Annotated in this window: 6 protein-coding genes; all 6 read left to right on the forward strand. The window is 34.9% G+C overall.

What is annotated here, in order from left to right:
- Positions 1 to 3: 3 nt before the first annotated feature.
- Complete coding sequence (locus tag LY01_RS07600) at positions 4 to 1,593, forward strand: protein adenylyltransferase SelO (RefSeq protein WP_104515247.1); 1,590 nt, start codon at positions 4 to 6, stop codon at positions 1,591 to 1,593.
- A gap of 218 nt (positions 1,594 to 1,811) precedes the next feature.
- The gene (locus tag LY01_RS07605; protein WP_146080388.1) at positions 1,812 to 3,527 is read left to right on the forward strand and encodes a hypothetical protein; all 1,716 of its coding nucleotides are present in this window, start codon (positions 1,812 to 1,814) and stop codon (positions 3,525 to 3,527) included.
- Between the two features lie 11 nt (positions 3,528 to 3,538).
- Positions 3,539 to 10,459, forward strand: coding sequence for a hypothetical protein (locus LY01_RS07610; RefSeq protein ID WP_146080389.1), 6,921 nt, complete (start codon positions 3,539 to 3,541; stop codon positions 10,457 to 10,459).
- 47 nt (positions 10,460 to 10,506) lie between these two features.
- The gene (locus tag LY01_RS07615; RefSeq protein WP_146080390.1) at positions 10,507 to 12,582 is read left to right on the forward strand and encodes a fibronectin type III domain-containing protein; all 2,076 of its coding nucleotides are present in this window, start codon (positions 10,507 to 10,509) and stop codon (positions 12,580 to 12,582) included.
- A gap of 13 nt (positions 12,583 to 12,595) precedes the next feature.
- Positions 12,596 to 15,427: a sensor histidine kinase gene (locus LY01_RS07620; RefSeq protein WP_104515251.1), complete on the forward strand. Its 2,832-nt coding sequence runs from the start codon at positions 12,596 to 12,598 to the stop codon at positions 15,425 to 15,427.
- Positions 15,414 to 16,151 (forward strand): LytR/AlgR family response regulator transcription factor, encoded by a 738-nt coding sequence (locus LY01_RS07625; RefSeq protein ID WP_104515252.1) that lies wholly within the window; start codon positions 15,414 to 15,416, stop codon positions 16,149 to 16,151. Before LY01_RS07620 ends, LY01_RS07625 begins: the two co-directional genes overlap by 14 nt.
- Positions 16,152 to 16,200 lie beyond the last annotated feature (49 nt).

The raw sequence follows: 16,200 nt of genomic DNA on the forward strand, positions 1-16,200 counted from the left end.
CATATGATTGATCTAGAGATTTCAAATAGTTTTTACAACTCACTGCCTAAAGATCCTATAGAAGACAACTATACTCGTCAGGTAAACAATGCAGCTTATTCACTAGCGACTCCTTTAAAATTCTCTGAAAGTAGTTTTATTCATGTATCAAAACTAGCAACAGAATTAGGCTTTACAGAAGAACAAATACAGTCGCCAGAATTTCTTAAACTATTTACTGGACAATATACATATCCTAATACAAGGTCATATGCAATGGCATATGCTGGGCATCAATTTGGCAACTGGGCCGGACAGTTAGGTGATGGTCGTGCTATTAATCTCTTTGAAATAGTGCACAATAATAATCGATGGGCTTTTCAATTAAAAGGTGCTGGACCTACACCTTATTCTCGTCGTGGTGATGGACTTGCTGTTCTTAGATCTAGCATAAGAGAACACCTTTGTAGTGAGGCTATGTATCATTTAGGCATACCTACTACTCGATCATTATCACTTTCTTTAAGTGGAGAAGAAGTATTGCGCGATATGCTTTACGATGGTAATGCTGCTTATGAAAAAGGCGCTATAGTATGTCGTGTGGCACCCAGTTTCATACGGTTCGGTAATTTTGAGCTAGCCGCAGCTCAAAGCGATAACGATTTACTTAAAAAACTAACCGATTATACCATCGCTACTTTTTTTACTGATATTACCTCTACTGGTAGAGATGCTTACTTACAATTCTTTAAAGAAGTTACAGACCGTACTCTAGAAATGATCATGCACTGGCAACGTGTAGGATTTGTACATGGTGTTATCAATACCGATAACATGTCCATTCTAGGACTTACTATAGATTATGGACCTTATGGATGGTTAGAACCTTATGATCATGGCTGGACTCCTAATACTACAGATAATCAGTTTAAAAGATACAGGTATGGCGCACAACCAGAAATGGGGTTGTGGAATCTTTTACAACTAGCAAATTCTCTGTTTCCATTAATTGAAGACGCTGCACCTTTACAAGATATTCTAGACAGTTATAAAACTAATTATCAAGTGCAATATCTGGAATTGATGATGGATAAAATAGGTGTTTATCATGCAAATAATCAAGATCGCGATTTGATACAGTCTCTAGAAGAAAACCTTCATTTACATGAAACTGACATGACTATTTTTTATAGAGAGCTAAGTAAAATTAACACAGAAACTACTATAGAAAATGCCTTTGCAATAATTTCTGCTGCTTTTTATAATCGAGAAGATTTATCTGAATTACATAAAGACACTTGGCTGGCATGGTTAACAGACTATGTGGCTAGATTGCAGTTTGATATGGAGCAAAGTGATGGTGATAAATCAGCTTTCACAATAGCGAGAACAGAAAAAATGAATGCTATCAATCCCAAGTACGTATTAAGAAACTACATCTCTCAATTAGTTATAGAAGATGCTGAAAAAGGAGATTACCAACTGCTTAACGAGGTGTATGCCATGTTGCAAAATCCATATGAAGAACAGCCAGAATACAATAAATGGTATGCCTTGCGTCCAGAATGGGCACGTTCTAAGGTAGGTTGCAGTAAACTGAGCTGTAGTAGTTAAAAGAATTAGACTTAGATTATGGTTATAGACATTTTCTCATATTCCTTCATCTAACGAGATGGTATTTTCATGCCATGAACTACACCCTTTAAATAATCCCTATTTAGATTCCTTTAACATATCCTCAAATTAGCTCTATAATTTAGGGGTTAGCTAGTTTTTTATAATTAGCTCAGTATTACTGGCGATGTATCATGTAACCCATAGAAATTTAATTTATGGAAAAGAAATCTATAAGGTTTTTGTGCATGTTCATTTTGTCATTTTTTTGGTTTTGTGCAAGTTATGCTCAAGAAGAAGAAAAAGAAAAGTCTCCAGTAAAGTTGAGTGGTAGCATAGGTTTTTTTTATGACTACTATTATTTTTATGAAAATAACTACTCCTCTTTTAGACCCAGATATCCTGAAAATTTACTGCGTCTCAATGCTCAAGTCAATTTACAACTAGGTAAACATTTTAGTATACCATTTAGTGTAAATGTCACTAATCAAAAAGTACTTTACAACCTACCCAGTCTGCCAGAAGAAAGTGCGTTAGATTATTTACAAAATCCTGCAAATAATATAAGTATCAACCCTAAGTATAAATGGGCACAAGCCTTTATAGGTACACAGACACCACTATATTCTACATTATCTACAGGTGACATTCCTATTTTTGGCGCAGGTATAGAAATCAATCCAGGTAAATTTATACTGTCTGCTACTTTTGGTAAATCGCAGCGTGCCATAGAGCCTAATATTACACTTAATATACCAGGTGCTTATGAGCAAAACATAGTTGCCGCACGTATAGGTGTAGGGAAACTAGAAGGATCTAAGTTTACCATAAATGTGGTAAAAATAGAAGACGATCTTACATCGGTAAATACGGCACCTATAGGTGTGGACCCTATCGAGGGTTTTACCATATCACCCTATGCAGAATTTAAAATATTTGAGAAATTAAAGATCAGTACAGAAACGGCAGGTTCTATCTATACCAGCGACCTATTAAACGTAGGTGTCATAGATGCAGAGTTTATAAACGACCTTGCTGATTATATTACTATAAACGCCAGTTCTACCGCAGACTTTGCACACAATTCTAGAATAGACTGGAAGGGCGACACCTTTCAACTAGGTGGTGAGGTTAAATATGTAGGACCAGGGTTTTTACCTGTAGGATATCGATTTATAGAACGTGACATTCTAGATTATAAGATCAATACAGGATTAAATTTATTTAAGAAAAAGGTAAATCTTACTGGTAGTTTTGGAATACGTACTAATAATCTTAATGACACAAAACTATCCTCTTCAGAACGTGTGATTACTAACGCAAATCTTTTTGCGCAGGTTACAGAGGGCTTTTCCATCAACTTAAATTACAGCAATTTTGGCTTTAATAATGATGCCAGCATTCTCAATCAGCGCATCGAGCTGGTAAATAATTCCATTACTGTATCTCCAGTTTACACTTGGAAGAATGAGAAATACAACCACCTCATCGCTGGAAATGTCGCTCTGAGTAGTTTTGAGCAATTTGATGTGGTTAGTAACGCTTTCGCGAAAGCGGAAAACTCCACCTACTCCTTAAACTACAATCTAGCTTTTTTAAAAATGCCACTTCAGATAGGTGCACAGGCCATCTACCTAGAAAACCAAATACCTACCGGTGATTTTAACATGCTTAATTATGGAATTACCAGTAGCTATAAACTGCTAGATAAAAAGTTAACACCATCTCTAGGGTTAAACATAGCACATATAGATATGACCGGTTTTACTACCGATTATAGGACAAGTCTACATGCTAAAATAGCATACAAATGGACCAAAAAACTAACCTTCAAGTTACAGTCAAGATATTCATATTTCAAGTATGGCACATCTAGACCTAATGCCACACTAGACCAAAATAGAGTACAATTTTCTGTACAACAACGATTTTAAAAAACTGAATTATGAAAAGAGTTTTTATTTTATGTATGCTACTACTACAAGTTATGGTAGGACATGCGCAGTTGCAAGCCACTCTAAATGTAGATTCTAACCCAACTCCTGAATTGAGCGAATGGGTGAATAGAAATGATCTCGCGATTCTAACGGTTACTAATCCAGTCGCCGGAACAAATATAGATTACCAGATTAAAGTCAGTTTACTACTAGATGGTGATGTAAAATTAACAACTGACAACACAGTACCATTTATGGTCGCTGATTTTGGCACCGAAACATTCCTTGCAGATGAATTGATCCCTTACAACGCAATCCAATTTATAGATACTAGTTTTAGAGATCAAGTGACTCGCACGGGACTTTTACCACCAGGATCCTACAGCTTTTGTATAGAATTACTAGGTGGATCTGGTGAAAGTCTTACTAGGCCAGAGCAAATCTGTCGTCCTATGATTATCACAGATTATCAAATGCCAGAGTTGTTAGACCCTGTAGATAATAGGTCTATAGATCCTATTTTAATTAATAGTATCATGTTTAAATGGACACCACTAGCACCTATGCCAGACGTACGATCAGGTCTGGTCTATCTTATTGCTGTGAGCGAGGTACAACCTGGACAGACACCTAGCCAGGCTTTTAGTGTGAACTATCCTATTATAGAAGAAGAAGTCAGTTTTGGAACGCAATTTACATGGCCTACAGACATTGAAGCACCAGATGAAGACCAACAATATGTATGGGGTATAAAACCCATGACTGATAATGGCAGTACCTACCGTGCGCAGAATAACGGTTTTGTAGACTATGGTGTATTTACCATACGCGGTACTGATAACGATAACATTACTACTCGATCTAATGAACAAACTATCATTAATTGTAATGTAAATAACAACGATCTTAATGATCAATTATTTATTATAGAGAGCTCTAGCGAGTCAACTATCGATTTACATGGTATTAGTGCAATGCAAAATATGTATTGGCTTAATGCTGCAGGAACTATAGATCCTACAAAGTACCAATTGATTACTAGTATAGACTGGGGTTGTTCTCACCCCACGGAGATGATTCCATTCAATACATCTTCAAAATCTCATGATTATAATAATAGTAATGATAACAGTATTATTCCTGCCGACATAAAAGTTAGTATGGAATTAAGGCCTATTGCTGCAGGGCTAACACCTTGTTCTATAGAGGTTACAAAAACTATAGATGCGACTACACGAGAAATAAATCAACTCTGTGAATTCCCATCTCAAAGAGATTTTGAAAGTGCTATAAACTTCGTAGCTACCAGTTCAAGCCCAGACCCTTTGCACATATCATTATCTGATATAGGTGCATTTACTAGCCTGTTAGAACAAGAATTAAGATCAGGATCTAATACGGCTACATTCCGTACAGAGTTATTGATCAATTATGATAACGGTGTACATTATAATCCTATAGTAGCTACAAATGGCCAGGCTATGATTGTAGACCATACTTACACAGTAAATTGTATAACTGGTAACGATTACCCAACTGAAGTCTGTTTTACCTATACGGTAGAAAAAAATCTTAATGGAGAGCGTACAATTTGTGAACAGACTTATTGCTTACCATTACCTAATGATACCATAGTAGCACTCGATCAATTAGTAAACCCAGAAAGCGCTATCGACGAAGAATCAGATACAAATCCAAATGCTTCTTTAGGAGATCAATGTGAATGCTTAAATGGTAATAGTATATCCATAGCTGACCTAGAAATGAGATACAGTATCAACGATGCAGGAGATGAACAAACTCTATACATAGTAGGTTCTGATGTGGAACTTCAAAGGATCATAAACTGTATGACCACAATAAAAACATTTGATAGCACTCAGAATGTCAATAATGATCCAGAATTTAATCATCAATCACAATTTTTCACAGGTACAATAACCCATGATTGGGAAGACCCTAATGACGCCGTTGACACTGACTATATTCACACTTATAATACTGCAGTTAATGATATTTCTGTACTTCCAGAATTTGTAACCGTGACTTATACTATTGAAAATTCAAATGCTGGAATCAATTGTACGTTTACACAAGAAGTTCCATTACCTACTGATGATCTTAATATGCCAGATGCAAATACTATTGAAAACTCTGAAGATGAGGAAGATTGTGAATGCGATCTTGCACCATTAGTAGAACCTGTTGTTACAATAGAACAATTAGAGCCCAATACCTACCCTAGAAAACTAAGTCTCACTAATATAACAGCATTGAGAGATTATTTAATCAACTGTAAATCTACATACAATTCAAATCCAAATGATTACACTATTGAAACAAGTATCAACTGGGGTGAAGATCATGATGATGAACCTATCACAGGTAATGATGCTTTTGAGCATCAATACAGCGCTGGATCTCACGAGATTCCTGAAGAAATTTGTATCACTTACACCATAAGCCCTGTAGACGGTATAGATGGTGAACCTTGTGTGAAGGAATATTGCATAGATGTTCCTACTAGTTTTCAAGACTTAAACACTAGTGATACACCTACAGAATCTATTGCAGTAGGAGAAACTATTCACGCTGGTCTAGGTCACGAATTTGAAGTTCTAGTTACTGAAGTGGCAGTAGACTCTACTAATAATCTTACTGGAAAAGGTACCGTAGAAGTAGGATGGTTAGGATCTAGAGTGGCTGTAAATTTTAATAACATAACTATAGATGCTAATAAAAACTTACTTACAGGAAAAATACTAGGTGAGATTTATGAAGCACCTGCTCCTGTTTATCCTCTAGCGTGGGGTGAAGAAATTCTAGGTAATGGATTAGGAGGAAACACAGCTGCAGCCACTGTAGAAGATTGGGCAAACCCAATTGTATCAGATGTAGTAGACTGGGCAAATGATACGGCAGGTGATGCTGTAGATTGGGTTAATAGTACAGCAGGTACATCGATCAATTCACCGCAAATAGGATCTACACCTCAAATAGATGCGCAATCTACTCCGGTAAAATTACCTCTAGGTGTTAATTATGCAAATGGTGATCAATTTGCCATTACTGAAATGGTTTTTAGACCCAACCTGTCTGAGTTTAATATGGTTGCCGCAAAGAACACGCCACCTAGCTGGCAAGGTCCTGGTGAAGATCCACAACTTATCGGTTTTATAGCTAGAAATATAAAATTTCATCCTACTAGTGTAGAGACACCGCCAGAAAGATTAGAACTGCTAGAAGATGTAGAGGTAGGTAACATGAACAATAAAATTACATTTAAGTTCATAAGCCCTGCTAGTAATCCGCAAGGAGGTTGTTATATAGAATGGGATGAAAATGGTTTTTCACAATTCGGTATAGAGTTAGAAAGCACATTCACTAGAGAATGGTTAACGCCTATACCAGATGATGGTTCTTCTAGAACTACCGCGACATTCCAAGCTATAGTACAAAACTGGGATGATATGGTTTTAACTGGTAATCTAGAAGAATGTGAAATAGTAGATTCTCAAGGTATGACCATTTATGCAGGTAATATCTCGTTTGACATGTCAGATACCTTAAACCCTAATAACTTACAAGCTGCAAATGATTTCCCATCAAATTACACAGGAGAAAACACAGTACTATTTAGAGGTTTCCATATGGAGCAACTTACAGTCGGAATGCCTACCTCATGGCAAACTAATACCAACGGAGTACCTCAACTCTCTATTTATGATATGATCATAAATGACACTGGTCTTACTATGGTTGCCGAAGCTGAAAACGTAGCTGCATTTAGGGGAGCAAATGTCGCCGACTTAATTGCAAGTATTGATACCGTAAGAGTGGATATAAGAAGTAGTTCTTTTCATGATGCTTATGTGAAAGGAAAAATAGGCTTACCTGTTAGCAAAGGAGATTCCATTCAAAATCCGTTAAAGTACAAAGCCCTTTTTACAACCGCTACTACTCCATCTTCTTTCCAGTTAACAATTGAACCTACTGGACCTATTAATGCCAATTTATTAAAAGGTAGCATGGAGTTAACGCCTAACTCTAATATTGTAGCTTGGGTAGATAATAATAAAAAAACATTTGACATTGATTTGAATGGAACTTTTGTCTGGGATAATGTAAAGCTAGGACCAGTTAAAAATGTCAATATGGAATTAGGTTTTCAAGGTATTGAAATGAACTATGACTCTAGTTTATCCAGTGAAAAATTCAAATTTGAACCTGGAACTTGGGCTTTTGCGAGTCCTCAAAAAATGTTATCTAATTTTCCAGTAACCATATCTAATATAGACTTTGAAACCAAATCAAACTCTGGAAATCAATTGATACATGGTGACCTTACTTTTGATGTTATTTTTAACTTAACAGAAGACATAGGAGGACAGACTAAGATGGCAGTAGAGCTTGCCATTGAAGATAATCCAGGTGGTACTGGCGCACAAAAATTCAAACCTAAATATTTAAGTACTGGAATTGATGCTATTTCTATTTATGCTCATTTACCTGCAGTTTCTATAGATGGGACTTTAGAGTTTAGAAATGACGATCCTGTTTATGGTAATGGATTTAAAGGGACTTTAGAAGCTTCTTTTAAAACACCTAGCATAGGAATATCTGCTTTGGCAGAATTTGGTAACACCAGTTATTTAAATAATGGCACCACTTACAGATACTGGCGTATAGAAGCTGCAGCAAAATTCTCACCTGGATTACCTTTTTTACCTGGTCTAGCATTTAACGGTTTTGGTGGTGGGGCCTACAAAAACATGGAAGGTACATTAGAACCATCTAGCGGTAATATTCCAGCTCATTATACTTTTTCACCTAAAAAAGGAACTCTAGGTTTTAAAGTAGAGGCTACTATAGCTAACTCTGCCAGTCCAGATTCTTTTAATGCAGATATAGGTTTAAATGGTCAATTCTCGCAATCACAAGGATTAATAAACATAGGCTTTACTGGAGATTTTTATATAGGCGGCCCTATAACTCCTCAATCTGAAAGAGATGAAGCTCAAGTAAAAGGAAGTGTCCTAGCTGATTATAATTTCCCTGATAAACACTTTACACTTAATGTAGATGCAAATGTGAATACTGAAAACATTTACACACCAAATCCAGCAAATTTAAATGTAGATATTAATGGAACTACTAACCTGTGGCATTTCAAATTCGGACAGCCATCAGCATTAAATACAGTTAATGTTTTTGGAGTTTCTTTATATGAATATTTGACATTTGGAAATAATATAGAATCGCCAGATGGCTTTACGCCCATTTTCAAAAATGGTTGGGCAGGAGTTTTTAATGGAGACCAACCAGGTATTCCTGTAACAAGTGGTGTAGATAGCAACTCAGCGTTAGGAAAAGGTTTTGCCTTCGGTATCGGATTTCAATTTGAAAAGAATATTAATAAAAATGTTGTAGGAAACTATGATATCAATTTAGACCTAGCTGCAGGAGCAGAAATTAACCTAAGTATGATGAAGAAACTAGGTGTTAATTGTGCCGATTCTAGTAAAGAGTTTGGCCTTAATGGTTGGAGAGCTAGAGGTTCACTTGGCTTTTATGCTTCTATAGATGCTTATGTTTCTAAAAATTCTGATAGATGGGATTTATTAAACATTAAAGCTGGTGGCTGGCTAGATGGTAAATTCCCTGGCCCTACTTATGTAATAGGAGAAGTAAGAGCAGATGTTAAAATAGGTGGTATAACTAAAAGAGTTCATAATATTCAAGGAGACTGCGGAAGATGTAGAGATGAAGGTAATCATGTTAATTATCTTCATTCATGGTCACATGGAAAAATTGGTAGACCACTGAAAACCTGTCAGCATTGGGAAACCATCTATTTAGTGAATAGAAGTTTTCAATCTAACTTTGAATGGGGAACGGACTGTAATGGAAGTGCTCCTACTCCAACAGAAACTTTTTATCAAGAAGATGCTGCTGGAGATCAAGCACAAAGATTGATCACTTATATCCATCCAGATCCACCTACTGTAACTTACAATTTTCCAGTTGATCAGCCTATTGCGGTTAAATTTGGTTTAAGTCCCGAAGATGAATTTGATGTAGGAGAACAACAAGATACAGGAGCTGTTGTAAATAGAACTTTTAAACTAGATCGCGAGGTAAAGTTATATATAGACGCACAAGGTGACAATAACTTTGTAGAAATCCCTAGAGCAAGTATGTATGGTGGTAATGCTAGTCCTACAGGATTAATTAAACATGACAATAATCTTGGAGAAGAACTTTATGTAATAGGTACCGTGTCCGTTCAAAATTTGAATGCTGCAGCAAATGTAAATTTAGCTTTATCACCTAGTCCAGGGAACAATACAGGTAACTCTAATAATGGCTATGTATCAAGTAGTACTTCACAAGTGGCAAATATGCCTATGGCTACTATGGGAAGTACAGGTCTTAATACAGGCGCTTTTTCAAGTAATACACTAGCAAGTACATTAAATGCACCAGCAGTTATGTATCCAGCGCCACCATCTTCATCTGGACCAGCAGTAACACCACCGCCACCAGGTGGCAGTTCTGGCCCGGCAAATTATGGCACATTACCACCAGCGGCACCACCGGTGGTAAATGAACTTCAAGTAGACAAAACTTATAAAATAATAGTAATTGCCACCCTTAAAGAAAAAATCAACAACAGTTGGGTAAACGCAACCGATTCTAATGGAAATGCGGTTACAGAAACAAAGGAGAAAACGGTAAGAACTGGACCTATGCAAGCAGTAGATCTAACTGCTGGCGCTATTAATACCAGATTAAATGTCGTTGAACCATCTGGTGGTAACACAGGTAATAATCCTAATCCACCAGCTAGTATGTTTACAAGATCTAGAGCTACAGCGGTTAATGGAAACGTACTGGCAGGTAATAGAGCCATGCGCAGCCGCAATTAAATGACTCATTAAAAAGTATAAGTTGATCAAACTATAAAAGCTAAAAAATGAAAAAATATATAATCATAATTGTCCTTGCCCTATTCTCCATCCCTAGTATGGCACAGTTCACAGAAAATGTTAAACCTTCTAGTACCATAAATGTAATAGGAAGATATACGGATAATGCCGTAGAGCTTATTTATTTCCCTGATAAAAACAAAGCACTTTATCAAGGTCTTAAAAAAGGTTTTATTATTGAACGAGCAGAATTTTCAGAATCTAGTGACACGTTAACCTATAAAAAAATAGCTGAAGTATTTCCTTATGAAGAAGACGCATGGAGCACATTAATGGCTAACAGTAAAGAAGAAACTAAAAAGGATATTACCCTTGCAAAAGAGTTTTACGATAATAGGGAAAAACAAAGTGGAGGTAAATTTTCCTTTGATGAGGGAATTAAAGAAATGCAAGAACAAAAGTTTAAAGAAGATTTTGAGTACATTATTTTTGTTATGAATGCCATAAAAAACAACACTATTGCTCGTGCACTAGCATTATCTTATACTGATAAAACTGTCGAAGAAAATAAGGAATATGTGTACCGTATTTCTTTAAAAGAAAAGCTAGAAAATTATACCGTAGGACAAGGCATGTGCCTTATGGAAACCCTTAAGGAAAGTGATAAGGTGGAACGTGATATATATGTAAAAACATGGGACAAAAAGTTGACATTTATATGGGAAGAAAATGACATGATCACTGGTGCTCATGTAGAACGTAAAAATAATGCTACAGGAGAATTTGAATTATTAAATAAGAAACCTGTTTTAAAATCAGACCCTACTTCTACTAGAAATAGTTATACCGATCAAAACCTTACCAACTACACCAACTATGAATACCGTTTTTACGGAATCAACCCTTTTGGAGAAAAGGCCTATTTTGGAACAGCAAGCGGAATGCCTAAAGATTTAACGCCACCAGTTAATCCAGCCATAGTTAGTGGAAAAAATAATAGGCCCGAAGAGATAAAAATCATATGGAAAATGCCTGTTATGGCACCAGATTTAAAAGGTTTTGTAGTAGCTCGTTCAACTAAAAATAAAGGTGATTTTAAACTTCTACATTCTAAATTACTTCCTAAAAACACCACCAGCTATATTGATAAAACATTTCATAAAGAAAAAGATAATTATTATGTCGTACAGGCCATAGATACCACTGGTAATATAAGCTCTTCTAGCCCCTATTTTGTGACTGTAATAGACTCTATTCCACCTGTAAAACCTAACTTTATCTCAGGTAAAATTGATTCATTAGGAATTGTAACCTTAGACATAGAATTGAATAAAGAGCGTGATTTAATGGGGTACCGTCTTTTTAGATCTAATGCTCCAGAACATGAATTTTCTGTAATAAATGAGGGGTTTCATGAAAAAGACACCATTTATACTAAAGCTCTTAGTGTTTTTAAGGATACTGTCACCCTAAAATCCTTAACACCATACATTTATTATAAGATCAAGGCTTTAGATTATAATTTTAATCAGTCTCCTTATTCTGACATATTAAAAGTAAAACGACCTGACTTAATACCACCAGAAACTCCGGTCTTTAAAAACGTAAAAGTAGGTAAAGAAGATATCGAGTTAGAGTTTATACTAAGCTCAAATGAAGATGTTATAGAGCAAACTTTATACAGAAAACTAGACCTTAAGAAAGAATGGATAAAACATGCTTCCTTAAAAAATGAGCAAACTACGTATATCGATAAAGAAGTAGAAACAGGAGTCAAATATTTTTACACCTTACGTGCAAAAGATGATAGCGATAACTACTCTGACTACTCCATTCCAGTAATGGGTAAACCCTATGATGATGGTAATCGCCCTGGAGTAAAGAATCTACGAATAAATAGAGAAAAAGATCAAGTTTACTTACAGTGGGATTATGAGCAAATGAATGAAAACACCTTCTTTGTGATTTACAAAAAAAATAAAAAAGGACAATTTATTCAACATGATAGAAGTCTAGAGTTACGCTTTCGCGAAAGCGAGAAAAACACAAGCTCCTATGCCATAAAAGTGTTTACCAAAGATGGTGGACAGTCTAAATTGAGTGAAGAAGTAAGCATTAAGTAGTACATTAGTTCTAATGGTCAGAATATGGATCTTTCTCGTCTTTCTATGTGTCACAAATTTGTGCTCTGGGCAGTCCTGCATTAACTATTCTGAAAAAGATGGTTTACCTAGTAATCATGTATATAAAATAACTCAAGATGTACATGGTTTTATATGGATCGCTACAGATGAAGGTCTGGTGAAATATAATGGTACTGAATTTAAAACCTTTACCACTAAAGACGGTTTACCTACTAACGATATCTGGAATCTATTTCCTGGTACTGATGGTAAATTATGGTACATAGCAAAAAGTACGAGCCTAGGTTATATACTGGATGATGTGGTTTATGACTATAGTAATGAGCAAGAAGAAATTATTCTAGATCCTATTTTTGCAGGTTTTACTGGTAATAAGGTCATATTATCTGACTCACATCTATCACATACTTTAAATGACCAGTTACTGTGGCAATTAAAGTATTACAATCCCAAAGAACGTTATCAAAATTTTGCCTACTTACTGAATGATACCTATCAAGGTCTGGCTATTGAAAAACTTGTTCACAAAGGTAAAATGGCCGTAATTACTAAAGATCATGAGTATATAAGTATAGATAACTCTGCCTTAAACTCAGACAGTTATTCTAGAAGCCAAATAACTGATAGTCTTTTTGTTACTAACAGTTTTCATTCTTATGCCTTTCTAAACTTAAATAATTTAATGGCCAAAGAATACACCTATCAAGAACAGTTAGGAATACCTTCTTTAAAATATGGTCGCATTCATCTAGTGAATGGAAAACTGCAATTAACTGGTGAGAATGTAATTGCTATTTTAGACCAAAAATTAAAACCTGAAAAAGTTATTCCTATACCTGCCGCATGGAGATCGCATTTTTCATTTATTGATAAAGAAAATACGATATGGGTAGCCACTTTTACAGACGGCATTTACAAATATTCTTTAAATGAACAGCGTGTCGCTACACAACTAGAACCCTATAAAATCAATGACATAACTCAAGTAAATGATGATATTATCGCACTAGTTAATGGAAAAGGGTTTTATAAATATAATGACTCCTTAAATCTCTTTAAATCCTACATAGATAGTGATAAATTTCTCTATAAGTCTAAATACATAAAGGATTATAACACGGCCTATTATATTACAAAAAACAACATCTTCACCTTAAAAAATGGAGTTTTAAAAGACACTGTATTTCCAGACGTTAATGAAACTGCAAGATCTGTTTCTATGTACGATGGCTCTTTATACGGTCATTATACTACAGGTTTAAAAAAAATAGACCCTGCCAGTCTCAAAGTGCTTAAAGTTTATTATTTAAAAGGAATACGTAATGAGGTTACTTTTAAAGATAATATTATCGTTGCTGCATCAAATGGATTGTATCATTTAAAATCTGACGAGTTAACTAGAATTGAAGCACTTTCAGATTTTAAAAAACCAGTTACTGACTTAATAACCATAGAAAAAGAGAAGCTATTAATTACGACTAGTGGATATGGCGTTTACTGGACCGATTTAAATTCTATTCATTTATTAAAAGGCAGTGAATATCTCAAATCTAATAATCCCTTTTACCAAGATAATCAGTTATATCTCCCTACTAATAAAGGTGTTTACAATTATGAGTATAAGGATGGGAAATTCAATTTACAACACATATGGGATAATACAAATGGTCTACCTACTAATAAAATAAACGGTATTCACAGAATAGATAACCAGTTACTCGTTGCAACTAATAAAGGTATCATCAATTTACCTATGGATTTTAAAACGCATCAACGTTTGTTAGATCTATATGTTGAGACTGCCAGTTACAATAAGAATAATTTAAAAATATCTAACCATGTAGATTACAGTAGTAATAGTGACTTGCAGCTGGTTATAAAGAGTATTGATTATAGAAATAATCAAAAACCAGCTTATCAATATAGATTAATGCCTGCTCAAACAGATTGGGTAATGTCCAGTTCTTCAAATTTAAGTTTTACAGACTTAACGCCAGGAGATTATAAACTAGAATTGCGCATTGATCAGGTAACAAATTCTTTTGATTTTGTGGTAGAACCTAGATGGTATCAGACCTGGTGGTTTTATGTAATCGCATTTTTACTTTTTATTTTATTAGTGATAATCATTACAAAGACCATTACCAAAAAATCCGAAAAAAAGAAAACTAAGAACCTTTTTCAGGCAAAAAAACTATCAGAATTGCAACTTAAAGCACTTCGATCTCAAATGAATCCGCATTTTGTTTTTAATTCCTTAACTGCTATACAGTATTATATAAACGAAAATGATTTTGAAACTTCAGATACTTATCTCGTAAAGTTCTCTAGATTAATTAGAGAGTTTTTTGAAATGTCCAAAGAACACCTAGTAAGTGTAGACAGAGAGATTAAATTATTAAACAACTATTTATCTCTAGAACAATTAAGATTTAAGGGGAAATTAAACTACATCTTTGAAATAGACCCAGAACTAGATCTTAATGATAAATTGCCCAGCATGCTTTTACAACCTATTGTAGAAAACGCCGTTAATCACGGTATCTTTAATAAAGAAACGGCAGGTACTGTTCTTATAAAGTTTACACGCATAGACTCTAACGAGATAAAAATATGCATAGTAGATAATGGTAAAGGATACAAAGCTACTCAAGAAGATGGCAGGTATAAATCTACATCAGTATTAGATGATCGATTAAAATATTTACGTGAGACAGGAGATTGGGAAATAACTGTAAAACGTGAAGATGCATTTCCACACAAAAAAGATAAAGGTCACCAGGTTCTATTTCATCTTAAAAAATTAAACAATGAAAACATATAGCGCTATTATCGTTGATGATGAGTTCTCAGCATTGCAAAATTTACATAATAAGATACTAAAAATGAGTAGTCAGGTAACTGTTATAGATACCTTTCAAGACTCTAAACTTGCCGTAAAATCTATCATAAAAAACACACCAGATCTTTTATTTCTGGATATTCAAATGCCTGGAATGACTGGCTTTGAACTACTACAACAGCTCCCTACTTTATCTTCACAAGTTATATTCTCTACCGCTTATAATGAATATGCACTAGAGGCATTGAAACAAAATGCTGTAGATTATGTTCTCAAACCTGTAGATAATCAGGAGCTAAAAGAAGCAATTAACAAAGCTATTTTTAATATTGAAAAACTAAATGCAGACCAAAATGCAAACCTGGTACAATTACTCAACAAAATTATAGATCGCGATCATAAACTTAAAGTCCCCACACAAAAAGGTATTTCTTTCATACCACAAGAAGAAGTCATACACCTAGAAGGTTATGAGGGTTATACAAAAATACATCTCGTTGATGGCAAGGTACTGACCAGTTCCTACAGCTTAGGAAAATTCAGCAGTTATCTGGACGACTACTTTTTTAAATGTCACAAATCTCATATTGTAAATATAAAAGCTGTGCGAGCCTTTGAAAATGAAGGTTATGTTGTCCTAGGAGACGAATACCGCGTGCCCATTACTAAGACGTATAAGCAGGCTTTTTTAGAATTGTTTAATTAAAATTCCGCTTTCGCGAAAGGTAGAAATGAGAAATTGAAATAAAAAAACG

It is taken from the genome of Nonlabens xylanidelens (assembly GCF_002934445.1).
Classification (GTDB): domain Bacteria; phylum Bacteroidota; class Bacteroidia; order Flavobacteriales; family Flavobacteriaceae; genus Nonlabens; species Nonlabens xylanidelens.

Excerpts from the sequence above, each read along its gene's own strand:
- LY01_RS07615 (WP_146080390.1), top strand. The coding sequence starts at position 10,507 with ATGAAAAAATATATAATCATAATTGTCCTTGCCCTATTCTCCATCCCT.
- LY01_RS07605 (WP_146080388.1), top strand. The coding sequence starts at position 1,812 with ATGGAAAAGAAATCTATAAGGTTTTTGTGCATGTTCATTTTGTCATTT.
- LY01_RS07625 (WP_104515252.1), top strand. The coding sequence starts at position 15,414 with ATGAAAACATATAGCGCTATTATCGTTGATGATGAGTTCTCAGCATTG.
- LY01_RS07610 (WP_146080389.1), top strand. The coding sequence starts at position 3,539 with ATGAAAAGAGTTTTTATTTTATGTATGCTACTACTACAAGTTATGGTA.
- LY01_RS07620 (WP_104515251.1), top strand. The coding sequence starts at position 12,596 with ATGGTCAGAATATGGATCTTTCTCGTCTTTCTATGTGTCACAAATTTG.
- LY01_RS07600 (WP_104515247.1), top strand. The coding sequence starts at position 4 with ATGATTGATCTAGAGATTTCAAATAGTTTTTACAACTCACTGCCTAAA.